We start from the raw sequence: 15,607 nt of genomic DNA, 5'->3' as shown, positions 1-15,607 counted from the left end.
TATCTGTGGTTCGGCTGCGTGATACGCATGAGTACCTGCAGGTATTTGCCGTTGTCGATGTCGGTTTCTCCTGGCATCCCGAATCTTTTATTCTCTTCGGAATGATCGAGTAGCTCAAATCCCACTACGAACTCCGACATTCAACGTCTCGCCGGGTGCTTTGTCCGCACACATTCGAAATAAAAGAAAGTGCAGAAATGGTGCATGACCTTTTTCGTCTGCTCTGCAAGCAGATTTAAGCGTTGTCTGACTGTATCGAGAGGAAATCCACTGTAGCGTTGAGTATTCACGATACGAATCCTGTTTGCGGTTTCGTAGTCCACGCGCTGCACGCGCGTTTACTTCAACGTTGTCTGGTCCAAAAAGGTAAGAAGGGCGGCGCAAGATATTTTTATCAAGATCGATGGGATTGCAGGAGAGTCTCGTGATGAACTGCATCTTGGGGAAATACAGGTCAGCAGTTGGCGGTGGAAAATGTCGCAGCAATCCCAAGTGATGACGGGCTCTGGTCGTGGCGTAGGCAAGGCAACAGTCAACGACCTGGAGTTCGTTCATCAAATCGACCGTGCGAGTCCGAATCTGATGCGCTACTGCCTTACCGGAAGGCATATACCCAAGGCGGTACTCAGTACGCGCAAGTCAGGCGGTATTCCGATGGATTTTCTGAAAATTGCGCTGGGCGACGTAGTCGTTACCGCGGTCGAGCCTATTGTGTTTGGTGATAGTTGTTACGAGCACGTCGCGCTGTCATTCGCCCGGGTCAAAAACGAATACACGCTTCAAAGTCCAACGGGGGGAAGCGCGGGAGCGGTTACTGCCAGTTTTGACATCAGAGAGAACCTCGAGCGGTGAAGCGCCCTAACTATTACGCACTCGCCATTGGGGTGGCTGCATCCATTGCGGCCGCGTTTTCCATTTACTCAACCATCGAATTTCGTCTGTCATCCGTCGCGACGGCGGGAACTGTCGTCAGCCTGAATTCCGGTGGGCATCACCCGCGGATAGCCTTCGATGCAAAGAATGGGCAGCACTATGAATTGCCGACCGGCACGATCAGGTCGTTCGAAGTCGGCCAGGCTGTTCTCATTCGCTACAACCCCGGGAACCCGGGCCGCTCGGCCATGATCGATAGTGCGTTCGATCTATGGGCTCCATCCGTTTTCCTGTTGATTCTCGCCGTGGGTTTTCTCGATGCGGGGTTTAGAGGCGAGGCACTTGGAAAGGGCTGGCGATAATGGTTTTGCGAGAGAGTCACTGGAGATTCAATACTAGCGCGGGCATCGGAATTGGTTTCGGCGCGTTCAAGTCAGAAAGCGGTATGTTTGCGCTCGATGCCCCGTCGGGTCAAACGTATGAGTATATTTACGGCGGTTTTGGAGTCGGCACATCCCGTGGGCTTGCGACGCTGCTTCGCATCCCGCGACTCGCACTGCCGAAGGTCCTCGTTAAAAGCGACGAATTGAGCGGATCAGGTTCGACGGCCGACTTCACCAGCAGGGGCAGACTGTATCTGACGGATTCGTTTAAAGGCAATGACTTGACGAATCCGCAAAGCCTCGAAGGCGGAACGATCTATCTGGAAGGGGCCGCCGGTTATCTGTTTGGCGGCACAGGCTCATTCATGCTTCTCGGCATCCACGCGGATCTTCTTCTCATGGCAATCGTGAAGCCGGATCTGATCGGCATGGCAATTTGCAGCGCGCCGGCAGCATTGATAGTGGGCGGGGTCAACGAAGGTCTGCAAGATGCCGTGGGATTTGCCTTCATGTGCGGAAAAATAAAATGCAACGGCTTGTATGTCGATGGATAGGCCGTACATTGCCGTGCCGCGCGATGCAGGAGTCGTTGAACCGTTGACCTATCCGCTCGATAACCGGGCACCGCCAGATTCCACGCAAACTTCCACGCAAACGCCCCCACCCAAACAAAAAACGCCTCACAGAGAGGCGTTTTCCACTACAGCATTCACCACAGCAACCCGGCAAGGAGCGCATGCGCTCCTTGCCGGCAACAAGCCGCTTAGAACTTGTGACGCAGACCGACGCGGAACGCCAGCTGGTTGTCGGCCGTACCCGACGTGCCGAAGTAGCTCGTGCTCGAACCGATCTGAGCTTGCAGATCCTGCGTGCCGTTGTGGCCCGAGGCGATCTGGTAGATGCCGAGCACGTAGACGTCCGTGCGCTTCGACAGCGCGTAGTCGCCGCTCAGGTCCACCTGGTTCCAGTGACCCACGTTCGCGCCGCTCAGGTGCATGTACGTGTAGCCCGCGCCTGCCGTGATAGCCGGCGTGATCGCGTACTTCGCGCCTGCTTCGTATGCGGCGAACGTCGTCGACTGGCCCGAGATCGGGGCGAGGCGCGTGTTCGTGTACAGGGCCCACAGCATGGCCGGTCCGATCGTGTAGCGGCCGCCGACGCCGAACGTGCGCAGATCCTGGATCTGGCCGACGCCGGTCGTCGCGAAGCTCACGTTAGCCAGCGAGGTCGAGAAAGCCGGCGAAGCCTGACCCGGATAGCGGATGTCCGTGTAAGCAGCGCCAAGGCCGAACGGGCCGTTTGCGTAGTTCGCGCCGAAGCTGTAAGCACGCGACGAACCTGCGGTCGTGCCCACAGCCGGCGTGCCGGCGAAGCCGCCTGCCGTGTTCGAGAAGCCGTACATCGCGCCGAAGGTCAGGCCCGAGAAGTTCGCGCTCGAGAACTTCACCGCGTTGTTGATACGGCTCGACGTGAGCTGGTCGACGTCGTTGATGTGGTACGCGTAGTTACCCGCGACGGTATTGCCGCCGGTCGAGTAGTTCGAGCCGAGCACGTCGGTCGAGAACGAGTACTGGCGGCCGAACGTCAGCGAGCCGACGTTGTTTTGCGACAGACCGACGTACGCCTGGCGGCCGAACATCGCGCCGCCCTGGCCGGCCGTGCCGTTCGCGCTGCTGAAGCCGTTCTCCAACACGAACAGTGCCTTCAGGCCGTTACCGAGGTCTTCGGTACCACGCAGGCCCCAGCGGCTGCCTTGCGCAACGCCGTCGTCGAACTTCGTGAGGCTGTCGTGGCCAGTCGACGTCTTCGAGTTGTTGACGTAGCTGATACCCGCATCGATCACGCCATACAGCGTGACGCTGCTTTGTGCGTGAGCGGCGCTTGCGAAGAGGGCGAAGGTAGCGGCGGTCAGGATTTTCTTGTTCAAAACATTCTCCGGTTGAAAATTGGATGATCGCGACGCGCTGCTCTGCGGCAAAGTCGCGCGATTGCCGGCAATTTAAGGGGGCGCTGAGTAGGCTATGTGACAGTGAAAAATTTTTGCCAATCTGTCGTATCGACGCGACACTTTGCTCGTGTGCGGGCCGATAAAGAGAAAAAGGGGATCGCCTGCCGTGTCGGCAGGCGATCCCCTTTTTTATCGGGAGTTGGTGCGACTAAGGCGCTGTTATCAGTTGCTCAGCAGCGAACCGCTTCTGAACGGCGTGGCACCGGCAATGCGGGCGAATTCGAGCCCGGCCGTCGCGAAGCGCGTGAGATGCCGCGCGTACAGCACGCCGGCCACGCTGTTTTTGATCGTGACGACGCGATCCGTCAGCGGATCGACGATGTCGGCGATTTCGTGGCCCGCGTCGACCCAGGTGCCGACTTCGCAGCGGTACACGAGCACGCCGCTGATCGGTGCGACGAGCGGCTCCGTGCCCGCGAGCGGCGTGGCGGCGAATTCGAGCGGCGGCAGCGGGGCCGGCTCGCCGTCGATCACGCCGCGCGAGGTCAGGTACTCGACGATCGCTTGCGCATCGTGTTCCGCGTACTCGTACGACACCTCGCGCTGGCCGCGCAGCTCGATCGTGACCGAGACCGAACCGTTCGGAATCGGGAAGCGCTCGCCGAAGCGGCCGCGCAGATCGGACCAGCAGAAGCTGTGGATTTCATCGAACGGATTGCCGACCGAGTTCAGCGCGAGCAGCGACGCCTTCGCGTCGAGATAGCGCGCAAGCGGTTCGACTTCGGGCCACAGATCGGGGTTCGTGTAGAGGTGCATCGCGGCTTCCCAGTCGCAGTGCAGATCGAGCACGACGTCGGCGTCGTACGAGAGCTTTTGCAGCGCGAGGCGCTGTGAGGCGAGTTCGGTGGCCGGCTGCTGCGCGTCGAGCGCCTCGCGCATCGCGGCGCGGATCGCCGTGCGGTTCGCGTCGATGTCGCCGGTCAGGCGGCCTTCGATGTCCGGCAGCACGAGCGCCGCGAGATCGTGGAAATTGCGGTTGAAGTTCTGCGCGGTGCCGGTTTCGAAGCGGCCCATCAGATGGCCGAGCAGGTGCTGGTTCAGGCCGATCGGGTTCGGCACCGGCACGATCACGACTTCGCCGCGCAGCTTGCCCGCGGTTTCGAGCGCGGCCAGCTTGCGGCGCAGCGCCCACGACACCAGCATGCCGGGCAGTTCGTCGGCATGCAGCGACGACTGGATGTAGATCTTCTGTCCGCCGGCCGGGCCGTAGTGAAAACTCGTGAGGCTGCGGGCGGTGCCGAGCGACGGGGCAATCAGCGGATGGGTTTGCGTTTGCATGATTTTCGAAAGCCGCGGCTCACAGGTGCAGGCCGCGTGATGGGGTTGGTTGCAATGGAGAAAGCATGCTGCCGGGGGACGGCCCGCGGGCGCGGACCACGGGCGGCGGTACTGCGGGCGGCGCCACGTTTGTGCACGATCTTAGCCGATATGCCACACGATGTGGCTCGAAGAGCGCAGATGAGCGGGCGCAGCGGTGGCCCGGGCGCGGCACAACCATGGCCCAGGCGTGGCCCAGGCGGAATACAGGCGCGGCACAAAACAGAACGGGCTCCGCATCGCGGAGCCCGTTCGAGAGCCAGTCGGCCGGCGCGCCGCGAGGCGCGCGTCGTGGCGTTAGCTGCCGTACACGTCGAAGTCGAAGTACTTCTGCTCGATCTTCTTGTAGGTGCCGTCCTTGATCATGTCGGCGATCGCCTTGTCGACCTTCGTCTTCAGATCGGTGTCTTCCTTGCGCATGCCGATGCCGGCGCCGGTGCCGAGAATCTTCGGATCGTCGAGGTTCTGGCCGACGAACACGAAGCCCGCGCCGCGCGGCGTCTTCAGGAAGCCCTGCTCAGCCTGCACCGCGTCCTGCAGCGCCGCGTCGAGACGGCCCGAGATCAGGTCGGCATACACCTGGTCCTGGTTCTGATACGGCACGACCTTGGTGCCCTTCGGCTCCCAGTAGGTCTTCGCGTAGGTTTCCTGGATCGTGCCCTGTTCGACGCCGACCGACTTGCCCTTCAGCGAATCGGCGGTCGGCAGCAGGCTCGAACCCTTCTTCGCGACGAGGCGCGTCGGCGTGTTGAACAGCTTGGCCGAGAACGCGACCTGCTCGGCGCGCTGCGGCGTCATCGACATCGACGACAGCACGCCGTCGAACTTCTTCGCCTTCAGTGCCGGGATCATGCCGTCGAAGTCGTTTTCGACCCACACGCACTTCGCGCCGACGCGCTTGCAGATTTCGTTGCCGAGGTCGATATCGAAGCCAACGAGCTTGCCGTCCGCGCCCTTGGACTCGAACGGGGGATAGCTGGCGTCAACGCCAAAACGGATCGTCGACCAATCTTTAGCGTGTGCGCCAATCGAGACGGTGGCAAGCAAAGCAACCGTCAAAGCCGCTAGCAGTTTTTTCACTGTTTTTACTCCTCGGTGTAGTTCAATTACGACCGCCTGCGGTTGTGCCGCCGCGGTCTGCCCGGCACGACTTGCGGCCGGGCCTGGTCCAGGTTGCAAGCCGGGCTGGCCTGCAACGCGCGCCAAGCTTATCAGTTCAAAAAGATTGGGAAGCTAGTAAAACACCGGATGGCGCACGCGGCGGGGCCCGCGGACGAATCCGGCTGCCGGAGCGAGTCCAGATTGTGGGATAAAACGGCCGCGAGCGCCGCGACTTCCGCATGCGACTTCCGGGTGCGATTTGCGCATGCGATTTCAATGCCGCCGGCCATGCCATCGCCGCTCCCGAACGGGAGCCGGCGCGCTCAAGATTTCACGCAATTTGCCGATAACGCATTGTGCATAGCTGGAATCTGTTGCCGTCATCAGACTGTTTTTCGATGCAGCTTGAGCCAGGGACAAAAAACGCTGCTTTGGCGCTATCATCGATGCTCCTTGCGTTCGTCGCGGCCTTTCTCGAAGGGCTTGCCGGCGCAACGGGCGGGCCAGTCCGTTGCAAGTCGTCGTGCGCCACGCCGGCTTTCAATACCGCATGTTTGAGCTCGCTCAAAGGGCCTTCTGCTAAACGGTGTTATTCATGCACACGATGTCGACGGCGGATGAAACAGGCAGTGGCATTCGGCTTTTTCAGCGGCAAGTCGCGGGCGTTGGCGCGCCGGTCCGCGCGTTCTCGATGCGTGGCGACCTTTTTCGCGGTTTTTTCCGCACGATTATTCCCTCTGCATTAATCGCGGTATCGCCGGTTTTCCGGTCCCCCGTTTCGGCGTTGCTGATCGCCGCCCTGTGCTGCATCGGTTTGAGCGCGGCCACCTCCGCCCGCGCCGCCGACAAGGTCCTGCACGTGCTCGCGTGGCCCGGCTACGCGGACCCCGACGTCGTCAAGGCATTCGAGGCGCGCTATAACGCGAAGGTCGAAGTCACGCTGGTCGATTCCGACGAGGCGCTGTGGTCGCAGATGCACGGCAAGGATGCCGGGCAATTCGACGTGCTCGCGGCCAACACCGCCGAAATCCACCGCTATACGCAGGCGAATCTGCTCGCGCCGCTCGACCTCGCGAGTCTGCCGAACACGCGCAGGCAGTTGCCGCGCTTCCGGGCGCTCGGTTCGATCGAGGGGCTCACGTCGGCGGGCAAGGTGTACGCGATTCCGTTCACCTATTCGTCGATGGGACTCATCTACGACCGCAAGCAGGTTCCGGTCGCGCCGCATTCGATGCTCGAACTATGGAACCCGCGTTATCGCGGCAAGGTGCTCGACTTCAACAGCGCGCAGCACAACTTCTCGTTCACCGCGCTCGCGCTCGGCTATCCCGATCCGTTCCAGCTCGATCGCAAGCAGATGCGCACGGTCGCGCGCAAGCTCGTCGAACTGCGCCGCAATCTGCTCACGTATTACACGCTGCCCGAAGAGGCGACCGCGTACTTCATCGAGCACAAGGCCGCGCTGATGTTCGGCAACTACGGCACGCAGCAGGTCGAGCTGCTGCGCCGCGCGGGCGCCGACGTCGGCTATGTGATTCCCGACGAAGGCGCGCTCGCGTGGCTCGATTGCTGGTCGATGACGCGTTTCGCGAGCGACCGCCCGCTCGCGCTCGCGTGGATCAACTACATGCTCGAGCCGGACGTGAGCGCGTTGCTCACGCGGCGCCAGGGGCTCGCGAACACGCTGAGCGAACCCGCGGAAACGAGTCCGAACGCGCATATCGTCTGGATCGGCCCGGTCGAGAATATCCAGCAGCGCGAGGCACTGTGGACGCGAATCGAATCGGGCGATCGCTCGGAGCGCTTCTGATGCTACGGCGCGGCCTGACCTTCAAGCTGTCCGTGCTGCTCGCGTGCATCGGCGTGCTGGCGTCGGGCGCGACCGGTTACTACGCGTATCACGCGAACCGCACGATGCTCGTCAACGAAGCGGAGCGCAGCCTGCTGACCTCGACGGAACTGCTCGGCCAGCGCATCGCGTTCTCGATCGACGACACCGCGTCCGACGCGCTCGTGCTCGCGACCATGCCTTCGTCGGCGAACGTCGCCGAAACCGACGACGGCGTGGGCGCGAACGCGCCGCGCGAGCGGCTCGCGCAGGTGTATTCGAGCTTCATGCTGCATCACCCGGAGTATCTGCAGGTGCGGCTGATTGCGCGCCGGCATCATGGGCTCGAACTGATCCGCTTCGATCGCGACAGCGACGGTCTCGTGCGCGTCGACGGCGAGGACCTGCAGGAGAAAGGTCAGTTTCCCTATGTGTTCGAGACGCTCGCGTTTGCGCCGGGGCGCATCTATACGTCGCCGATCGTCGTCAATCACGAATACGGCACGCACGCGGCGCAGGGCAAGCCGACGTTGCGGATCGGCACGCCGGTCGCGGACGCGAATGGAACCGTGGTGGGCGTCGTCGTGATCGACATCGATCTCGCCATCATGCTCAGGCGTTTGCAAAGCGATCTGCCGAGCGACTATCAGGTCTATCTCGCGAACGAATGGGGCGACTTCCTGGTGCATCCGGACCCGTCGAAAACCTTTGGCTTCGATCGTGGCCGGCGCGTGCTGATGCAGGACAGCTTCCCCGTGACGAAGCCGCTGTTCGCGCAGACGCAGGGCGAAGTGCTCGCGAACGGTCTCATGCGGCCGCGCCAGGCGGCGGGCCAGGTGCTCGCGTTCGTGCGCCGGCGGTTCGGCGACTCGGAAGGCAACCGCTTCATCGTGCTCGGTCTCGCCAAGCCGCTGGAAGACGTGCTGGCCGGCGCGAATCAGCTCGGCACGCGGATCATCCGCATGGTGCTGGTGTTCAGCGCATTGTCCGTATTACTGGCTATTCTGTCCGCGCGCGCGGTGACCAAGCCTTTGCATCTGCTCGCGCAGGCGGCGACGCACCTGTTCGCCGAGCACGCGATGAATCCGCTGCCGCTCAAGCGCACCGACGAAATCGGCGTGCTTGCGCGCTGCTTCGACCATTTGCGCCGCGAAATCCGCGCGCAGATGGATGCGTTGCACAGCAAGCAGAGCGAGCTTGCGCATCTCGCGACGCACGACGTGCTGACCGGTTTGCCGAACCGCATGCTGTTCATGCAGAAGCTCGAAAGCGCGCTCGAGGCCGCGAAGCAGCAAGGCGCGGGGCTGGCCGTGCTGTTCGTCGATCTCGACCGCTTCAAGCCGATCAACGACCAGTTCGGCCACTCGGTCGGCGACAAGGTGCTGGCTGCGGTGGCGGGGCGACTCAAGGGCGTGCTGTGTGCCGACGATGTCGTCGCGCGTCTGGGCGGCGACGAATTCATCGTGCTGATCGAGGGGCAGCGCGCGGCGGACGTCACGACCGAGATCGCCGCGCGCATCATGGACGCGCTGAACGAAACGCTCGTGATCGACGGCCACGGCATGACGGTCGGCGCGAGTATCGGCATCAGCGAATTTCCGCACGACAGCGGCAATGCCGAGGAACTGCTGCTGAATGCCGACGCGGCGATGTACGCGGCGAAATCGGGTGGACGTTGCGCGTACCTGCGTTACCGGGACCTGCTCGACGAGCAGGCCGGGACGGCCGCGAAGAACGGACCCGCGCCGGCGCGGGCGGACGAGAATGCCGCGGAGGATCCGGCGGAAGCACAGTAAAAAGCGCAGTAGAAGGTGCGATCGGGCGCGCGGCGGAGCAGGTGGTTCGAGGCGCCTTCGATCCCGATCGTGCGGATTGCCTCACACGATCCGCACGCCGCCCCGGTAAGTCGCGCGCGGCACCGGCAACTTGTTGAGCATCGTCACGCGCACGAAGTCCGCGCGCAGGCCGGGCTCGATCGCGCCGCGGTCGGTGAGGCAGGCGGCGCGCGCCGGCTCGGCGGAGACCGTCTGCATGGCGCGCGGCAGTGTCCAGTCCGCCTTGTCGACGAGTTCGAACACGGCGCTCAGCAGGCTCGACGGCACGTAATCGGACGAGAGAATGTCGAGCAGGTCCGCGCGTGCAAGCTCGAGCGCCGACACGTTGCCCGAATGCGAGCCGCCGCGCACGATGTTCGGCGCGCCCATGATCGTCGCGATGCCATGCTCGCGCGCGGCTTGCGCGGCAATGCGCGTGGTCGGGAATTCGGCGAGCACGATGCCCTCGGCCTTGGCCTGTTCGACGTGCTCGATCAGCGTGTCGTCGTGGCTCGCGACCGGAATGCCGAGCGTTTTGCAACGCGTGACGAGTTCGTGGCGATGCGTATCCGCGTAACGCTCCTGTTCGACTTCCAGTTCGGCGAGCGCGGTCGCGACGCGCTCGTCGCTCATCTTGCCGTTGCGCTCCTGGTAGCGGCGCCATTGCTCGCGGTCGTGCCATTGCCGCTGGCCCGGCGTGTGATCCATCACCGAGGCGAGCCGCAGCAGCGGATGGGCGCACAACGAATCGAAAATGTCGATGACGTCGGCGGTCGCGATCTCGCAGCGCAGATGCAGAAAGTGTTCGGCGCGCAGCAGCCGGTGCGCGGCGAGCCGCAGCAGCGAGTCGGCGCATTTCGTCTGCAGATCGCGGCCGCGCACGCCGACGTTAAAGCGCGAGCCGATCGCGAGCGCGTCGAACACGGTCGTGATGCCGGCGGCCGCGACCTGTGCGTCGTGAATCACGAAGGCGGCGTCGGTATTCCACTCGACACCCGGCCGCGGCACGAGATGCTTCTCCAGATTGTCGGTATGCAGCTCGATCAGACCGGGCAGCAGATAGTCGCCGTCCCAGTCCTCGGCCTCGCGCGCCGAACTCGCGCCGCGCTCGACGTCGCGAATCATGCCGTCTTCGACGCGCACCACGCCGGTGAATACTTCGTCTCGCGTCACGACGCGAGCGTTCCTGATCAACATCGACTTGCTCCGTAGTCAGTCGGGCCTGAAGGGGTAGTACCTGGCAGTCTGCCACTGCTTCCTGTCATGCGATCTCAAGTACGGCGTGGCGCCGCGGCGGCTGTAGTTCCAGGCGGCGCGTCGCGACCTTGCTGCGCGTCTCTTCGTCATGAAAGATACCGACGATCGCCGCGCCGCGCTCGCGTGCCTCGACGATCAGATCGGCTACCACGTCGCGGTTTTCCGCATCGAGCGAGGCGGTCGGCTCGTCGAGCAGCAACAGTGGATGCTCCGCGATCAGGCCGCGCGCAATGTTCACGCGCTGCTGTTCGCCGCCCGAAAAGGTGGCGGGCGCCAGCGTCCAGAGCCGCTCGGGCACGTTCAGCCGCGCGAGCAGGCGGGCGGCGCGCGCGCGGGCTTCGTCTTCGGCGACGCCGCGCGACACCAGCGGCTCGGCGACGAGCGCGAGCGTCGGCACGCGCGGAATCACGCGCAGGAACTGGCTCACGTAGCCGACCACGCCGCGGCGCAGACGCAGCACGTCGCGCGGTTCGGCGCCGACGATCGACACGGGCCGGCCCTGATCGGTCATGTCGCGAATCTCGATCGAGCCGGTGCTTGCAAGATAGTTGCCGTACAGACAACGCAGCAGCGTGCTCTTGCCCGCGCCCGAGGGCCCGACCAGCACCACGCATTCGCCGCGTTCGACGTCGAGCGACACGTCCGCGAGCGCTTCGATCTGCACGCCGCCTTGGCCGTGCAGCGTAAAGGTCTTGCCGATACCGGCCGCGCGCAGCATCAGCGCGGGGCGGGCGGCGAAAGCCGGGGCGCTGCTGCGCGCTGCGCTGCCTGCTTGCAGGTCTGCTTCAATGGATTGCATCGTGAGCCTCAAACCGGCAGAACCGAGGAAACCAGCGTTTGCGTATACGGATGCTGCGGATCGTCGAGCACCTGATCGGTCAGGCCCGCCTCGACGACTTCACCCGCCTGCATCACCATCAGCCGATGCGCGAGCAGACGCGCCACGCCGATATCGTGCGTGACGATCAGCACCGACAGATGCAGCGTCGACGTCAACGTGCGCAGCAGATCGAGCAGACGCGCCTGCACGGACACGTCGAGCCCAGCCGTCGGTTCGTCCATGAAGACGAGGCGCGGACCGGTGACGAGATTGCGCGCGATCTGCAAACGCTGCTGCATGCCGCCCGAAAACGCGGCGGGGAATTCGTCGATGCGCGTCGCGTCGAGTTCGACGCGCTCCATCCACTGCGTCGCGGCGCGGCGAATCTCGCCGTAGTGGCGCGCGCCGACCGCCATCAGCGGCTCGCCGATATTCGCGCCGGCCGACACGCCGCTGCGCAGGCCATCGCGCGGATTCTGCTGCACGAAGCCCCACTCGGTGCGCATCAGCAACCGGCGGCGCGGCTCGGAGAGCGCGCGCAGATCGAGCGTGTCGCCATGTGTCGCGGTGTAGTGAAGCGAGCCGCTATCGGCCTCGGTTTTCAGCGCCAGCGTGTTGAGCAGCGTGGTCTTGCCCGAGCCCGATTCGCCGACGATGCACAGCACCTCGCCCGGATAGAGATCGAAGCTCACGTTGCGGCAACCGTTGCGGCCGCCGTATTGTTTGGTCAGCGCGCGGGCGCTCAGAAGCGGCGTCATGCGGATTCTCCCTGGCGCGCGGTGGGCAGCAGCGGGGCCGGCGATTCGATATCGCCGTCGCCGCGCCGCTCGTGACAGTAATCGCTATCGGAGCAGACGAACATGCGCGTGCCCGCATCGTCGACGATCATCTCGTCGAGAAAGCTCTCCTTCGATCCGCACAGCGCGCAGGCATGCTGCCACTTCTGCACCTCGAACGGATGATCGTCGAAGTCGAGGCTGCGCACCGGCGTATAGGGCGGAATCGCATGAATGCGCCGTTCGCGGCCCGCGCCGAACAGTTGCAGCGCGGGGTTCATATGCATCTTCGGATTGTCGAACTTCGGAATCGGCGAGGGCGAGGTCAGATAGCGATGATTGACGATCACCGGATAGTCGTAGGTCGTCGCGATGCTGCCGTGATGCACGATGTCTTCATAGAGCTTCACGCTGATGAGGCCGTAATCGGCCAGCGCATGCAGCTTCTTGCATTCGGCGACGCGCGGTTCGAGCCGGTACAGCGGCTCGGGCATCGGCACCTGGTAGACCAGAATCTGCTTCTCGGTCAGCGGCGTTTCGGGAATCCGGTGGCGGGTCTGGACGATCGTCGCCTCGGCCGTGCGGCGCGTGGTCGCGACGCCGGTCGTGCGGGCGAAGAAGCGGCGGATGTTGACCGCGTTGGTGGTTTCGTCGGAGCCCTGATCGATGACCTTCAGCGTGTCTGCCTTGCCGATGATCGCGGCCGTCACCTGAATGCCGCCCGTGCCCCAGCCGAACGGCAATGGCATTTCACGCGAGGCGAACGGCACCTGGTAGCCCGGCACCGCGACGGCCTTGAGCAGCGCGCGGCGCAGCATGCGCTTGGTCTGCTCGTCGAGATACGCGAAGTTGTAGCCGTGCGCGGCGCTGTCGTGCGAGGTGCCCGTGGTGGCGGTGTTCGAAAGAGCGGTATCCGGTGCGTTCATGCTGCTTGCTCCCTGTCGGTGGCGGGGTGGGCCCCGGTTGCCGCGTCGTGGTTTGACGCGTTTTCGCCCAGAGCGCGATGTTGCGCGCGCAGCTTGCGCACCAGTTCCAGTTCGGACTGGAAGTCGACGTAATGCGGCAGCTTCAGATGCTGCACGAAGCCCGACGCTTCCACGTTATCGCTATGCGAGAGCATGAACTCGATGTCCTGCGTCGGCGAGGCGAGCGTTTCGCCGAGTTCCTCGGCACGCAGCGCGCGATCGACGAGCGCCATCGCCATCGCCTTGCGCTCCGAGTGACCGAACGCGAGGCCATAGCCCTGCGTGAACGCGGGCGGCACCGAGCCGCTGCCCGCGAACTGGTTGATCATCTGGCATTCGGTGATGTCGAGGTCGCCGATCTCGACGGCCGCGCCGAGTTCGTCGAGTTCCATTTCGACCGCGATCGTGCCGAAGCGGATCTCGCCCGCGAACGGATGCGAGTGCGCGTAGCCGCGCTGCGTCGCATAACCCATCGCGAGCAGAAAGCCTTCGTCGCCGCGCGCGAGATTCTGCAGACGCGTCGCGCGGCTCGCCGGAAACGCGAGCGGCTCGCGCGACAGATCGCCGGGTTCCGCGCCGTCGGGCGACGGACGTTCCTGCTCGATCAGCCCTTCCTTGTCGAGCAGCGCGACGACGCGCGGCATGGGCTCGCCGGCCGGCTGCTGCGTCGATGCTTCGTCCGAACCCGATGCGCTGCCGTGCGCCATGTCGTCTGCGTCATGCTTGCCTTCGTCATGACCCTCGGCGAGCAACGCGAAATCGAGCAGGCGCTGCGTGTAATCGTAAGTCGCGCCGAGCAGCTGGCCGCCCGGCACGTCCTTGAAGGTCGCCGAAATGCGGCGCTCGACCTGCATCGCTTCGGTATCGATCGCACGCGTATAGCCGAAACGCGGCAACGTGGTGCGATAGGCGCGCAGCAGGAAGATCGCCTCGACGAGATCGCCGGCGGCCTGCTTGATCGCGAGCGCCGCGAGTTCTTCGTCGTAGACCGAGCCTTCGGTCATCACGCGCGCGACCGCGAGACGCAACTGCTCGCGAATCTGCGCGACGCTGAGTTCGGCGACGCGCGTATCGCCGCGGCGCGCCTTGTCGAGCCTGCGCCACGATGCTTCGATCGCGCGTTCTCCACCCTTGACGGCAACGTACATCAGTTCACCTTCGCTTCAGTTGTGCGCGGCAGGCCGACGAGGCGCGTGCCGCAAACCAGATAACAGTCGATGCCGCACGGAAAGAGCGGGGCGAGCGCCGCGCGTTCGCGCCAGAACCGCGCGGGCAGGCCGGCCGGCGCAATCGTCGCGGTCTCGCGAATGCCGGGGCCGCGCAGCACGACCGGCGCGCCGCCCGTCAGCGACGCGACGCGGATCAGCAGCGTGGCCGATTGCTCGGGCGACTCGGCGTTGCCGAGCGCGAAGCTGTCGAGCGGCGGCAAGGCGTCGGCATCGTGGATATAGGCGAACGCGGCTTCAGCGGGCGTCTCGACGAGCGGCGCGCCGGTATGAAAGCGCAGCGCGGAAGCGAGCGCGGTATCGGCCTGGGCGAGCCAGATCGGCGTCGCGTAGTCGCACAGCGTGAGCAGCGCGGCGAACGCGGCGGGCTCGGCACGCGCTTCGTGCGAGTCGTGCGTTTCGTGCGCTTCGCTCGATCCGGGCAGGCGGTCGCCGACGACGCCAGGCGTGCCCGGCCGCGACAGCGCATCGAGCAGCGTGCGAAACACCGCCTGGGTGTCGTGGACCGGATCGGCGAAACCCGGGGTCAGCGTGGACAATGCAATCGGTGAGGTTTCCATCAGTCGCCCCGGACCATCGTGAAGAATTCGACGCGCGTGGAGTCGGCGTCCTGCTGCCGGCGTGCGCGGCGTGCCTGCTGTTGGGCGGCCAACGGCCCGATCAGCCGGCGCTGCATCGCGTCGTGATGCTCCGGCATTTGCAGCAGCGCGTCGGCGAGCGCGGCGAGTTCGGCGCGGCGGCGGTCGCGTCCCAGATGGCAGGCCACGCCGAGGATTGCCGGGGCCGCGCCATCGGCACGCAGGCGCAGCGTGGCGCGCGTGACCGTTGCTTCGCCGAGATTGAACGGATCGCCGCTGCCGCCGACGCGCCCGCGCACCATCGCGAGGCCGATTTCAGGCGGGCGCAGCCAGTCGTAGACGGGCTGGGGAAGCTCTTGCAGCACCTGCGCGAGCGTGGCCTCGAGATCGGCGCGCGGCGTGCGGGCCAGCACGGCCATCCACGCGCGCCGCGCCGGCGACGCGGCGGAAGACGGCATGCCGGGCGAAAGGGAAGTGGCGCTCATCGGGTTTCCTGTCGATCCATCGAGTGGACATTTGAGCATCTATTCATCTAAACGTCTAGACGTTTAAAGGCGCAATTGAAGGATTCGTTGTACGCAGGCACGTTTTCATATTTCCATCATGGCTCGCGCACTACAATGCACCTCACGGCGATCATTTGAACCTAGGGGAATGACAG

General features: G+C 64.3%; 16 protein-coding genes. 5 read left to right on the top strand and 11 right to left on the bottom strand.

Annotated elements, in window-relative coordinates; genetic code table 11:
• Window positions 1-387 precede the first annotated feature (387 nt).
• From G3N58_RS12855 to G3N58_RS12845, 3 genes are all read left to right on the top strand, one after another.
• The gene (locus G3N58_RS12855; RefSeq protein WP_205999340.1) at window positions 388-852 is read left to right on the top strand and encodes a type VI secretion system tube protein Hcp; all 465 of its coding nucleotides are present in this window, start codon (window positions 388-390) and stop codon (window positions 850-852) included.
• Window positions 849-1,235: a DUF3592 domain-containing protein gene (locus G3N58_RS12850; RefSeq protein ID WP_167283688.1), complete on the top strand. Its 387-nt coding sequence runs from the start codon at window positions 849-851 to the stop codon at window positions 1,233-1,235. The genes G3N58_RS12855 and G3N58_RS12850 overlap by 4 nt, the downstream gene beginning before the upstream one ends.
• Window positions 1,236-1,318: 83 nt before the next feature.
• Window positions 1,319-1,810, top strand: coding sequence for a hypothetical protein (locus tag G3N58_RS12845; RefSeq protein ID WP_205999321.1), 492 nt, complete (start codon window positions 1,319-1,321; stop codon window positions 1,808-1,810).
• A gap of 209 nt (window positions 1,811-2,019) precedes the next feature.
• On the opposite strand, the gene G3N58_RS12840 is transcribed toward G3N58_RS12845, so the two are convergent.
• The 4 genes from G3N58_RS12840 to G3N58_RS12825 form a co-directional block, all read right to left on the bottom strand.
• A complete protein-coding gene (locus tag G3N58_RS12840; protein WP_205999320.1) occupies window positions 2,020-3,183 on the bottom strand; it encodes a porin in 1,164 nt (387 codons plus the stop codon).
• Window positions 3,184-3,426: 243 nt separating this feature from the next.
• Window positions 3,427-4,542, bottom strand: a complete 1,116-nt coding sequence (locus tag G3N58_RS12835; protein WP_167039717.1) for a succinylglutamate desuccinylase/aspartoacylase family protein — start codon at window positions 4,540-4,542, stop codon at window positions 3,427-3,429.
• Between the two features lie 336 nt (window positions 4,543-4,878).
• Window positions 4,879-5,661: an ABC transporter substrate-binding protein gene (locus tag G3N58_RS12830; RefSeq protein ID WP_167039719.1), complete on the bottom strand. Its 783-nt coding sequence runs from the start codon at window positions 5,659-5,661 to the stop codon at window positions 4,879-4,881.
• 352 nt (window positions 5,662-6,013) lie between these two features.
• The gene (locus tag G3N58_RS12825; RefSeq protein WP_205999319.1) at window positions 6,014-6,250 is read right to left on the bottom strand and encodes a hypothetical protein; all 237 of its coding nucleotides are present in this window, start codon (window positions 6,248-6,250) and stop codon (window positions 6,014-6,016) included.
• 123 nt (window positions 6,251-6,373) lie between these two features.
• On the opposite strand from G3N58_RS12825, the gene G3N58_RS12820 reads away from it, so the two are divergent.
• Together G3N58_RS12820 and G3N58_RS12815 are read left to right on the top strand one after the other, a co-directional pair.
• On the top strand, window positions 6,374-7,492 hold the full coding sequence (locus G3N58_RS12820; RefSeq protein ID WP_205999318.1) for an extracellular solute-binding protein: 1,119 nt from the start codon (window positions 6,374-6,376) through the stop codon (window positions 7,490-7,492).
• Complete coding sequence (locus tag G3N58_RS12815) at window positions 7,492-9,306, top strand: diguanylate cyclase (RefSeq protein WP_167039725.1); 1,815 nt, start codon at window positions 7,492-7,494, stop codon at window positions 9,304-9,306. Before G3N58_RS12820 ends, G3N58_RS12815 begins: the two co-directional genes overlap by 1 nt.
• A gap of 81 nt (window positions 9,307-9,387) precedes the next feature.
• Here G3N58_RS12815 and G3N58_RS12810 read toward each other — a convergent pair whose 3' ends face one another.
• The 7 genes from G3N58_RS12810 to phnG form a co-directional block, all read right to left on the bottom strand.
• Window positions 9,388-10,521 carry an alpha-D-ribose 1-methylphosphonate 5-triphosphate diphosphatase gene (locus G3N58_RS12810; RefSeq protein ID WP_167283692.1) on the bottom strand — a complete coding sequence of 378 codons (1,134 nt, stop codon included), beginning with the start codon at window positions 10,519-10,521 and terminating at the stop codon, window positions 9,388-9,390.
• Between the two features lie 64 nt (window positions 10,522-10,585).
• Window positions 10,586-11,380 (bottom strand): phosphonate C-P lyase system protein PhnL, encoded by a 795-nt coding sequence (phnL, locus tag G3N58_RS12805; RefSeq protein ID WP_205999317.1) that lies wholly within the window; start codon window positions 11,378-11,380, stop codon window positions 10,586-10,588.
• Between the two features lie 8 nt (window positions 11,381-11,388).
• Entirely contained in the window at window positions 11,389-12,159 is a 771-nt protein-coding gene (phnK, locus tag G3N58_RS12800; protein ID WP_167039731.1) for a phosphonate C-P lyase system protein PhnK, read from the bottom strand.
• Window positions 12,156-13,103: an alpha-D-ribose 1-methylphosphonate 5-phosphate C-P-lyase PhnJ gene (locus tag G3N58_RS12795; RefSeq protein WP_205989800.1), complete on the bottom strand. Its 948-nt coding sequence runs from the start codon at window positions 13,101-13,103 to the stop codon at window positions 12,156-12,158. Before G3N58_RS12795 ends, phnK begins: the two co-directional genes overlap by 4 nt.
• Window positions 13,100-14,290: a carbon-phosphorus lyase complex subunit PhnI gene (locus tag G3N58_RS12790; protein ID WP_205999316.1), complete on the bottom strand. Its 1,191-nt coding sequence runs from the start codon at window positions 14,288-14,290 to the stop codon at window positions 13,100-13,102. The genes G3N58_RS12795 and G3N58_RS12790 overlap by 4 nt, the downstream gene beginning before the upstream one ends.
• Window positions 14,290-14,928 carry a phosphonate C-P lyase system protein PhnH gene (gene phnH / locus G3N58_RS12785; RefSeq protein WP_205999315.1) on the bottom strand — a complete coding sequence of 213 codons (639 nt, stop codon included), beginning with the start codon at window positions 14,926-14,928 and terminating at the stop codon, window positions 14,290-14,292. The genes G3N58_RS12790 and phnH overlap by 1 nt, the downstream gene beginning before the upstream one ends.
• Complete coding sequence (gene phnG / locus G3N58_RS12780; protein WP_205991204.1) at window positions 14,928-15,431, bottom strand: phosphonate C-P lyase system protein PhnG; 504 nt, start codon at window positions 15,429-15,431, stop codon at window positions 14,928-14,930. Before phnG ends, phnH begins: the two co-directional genes overlap by 1 nt.
• Window positions 15,432-15,607: the final 176 nt, after the last annotated feature.

It is taken from the genome of Paraburkholderia sp. Ac-20342 (genome assembly GCF_017104985.1).
Taxonomy (GTDB): Bacteria; Pseudomonadota; Gammaproteobacteria; order Burkholderiales; family Burkholderiaceae; genus Paraburkholderia.
The sequence above is the reverse complement of the archived record's forward strand: the minus strand, read 5'-3'. Positions and strand labels throughout refer to the sequence as shown.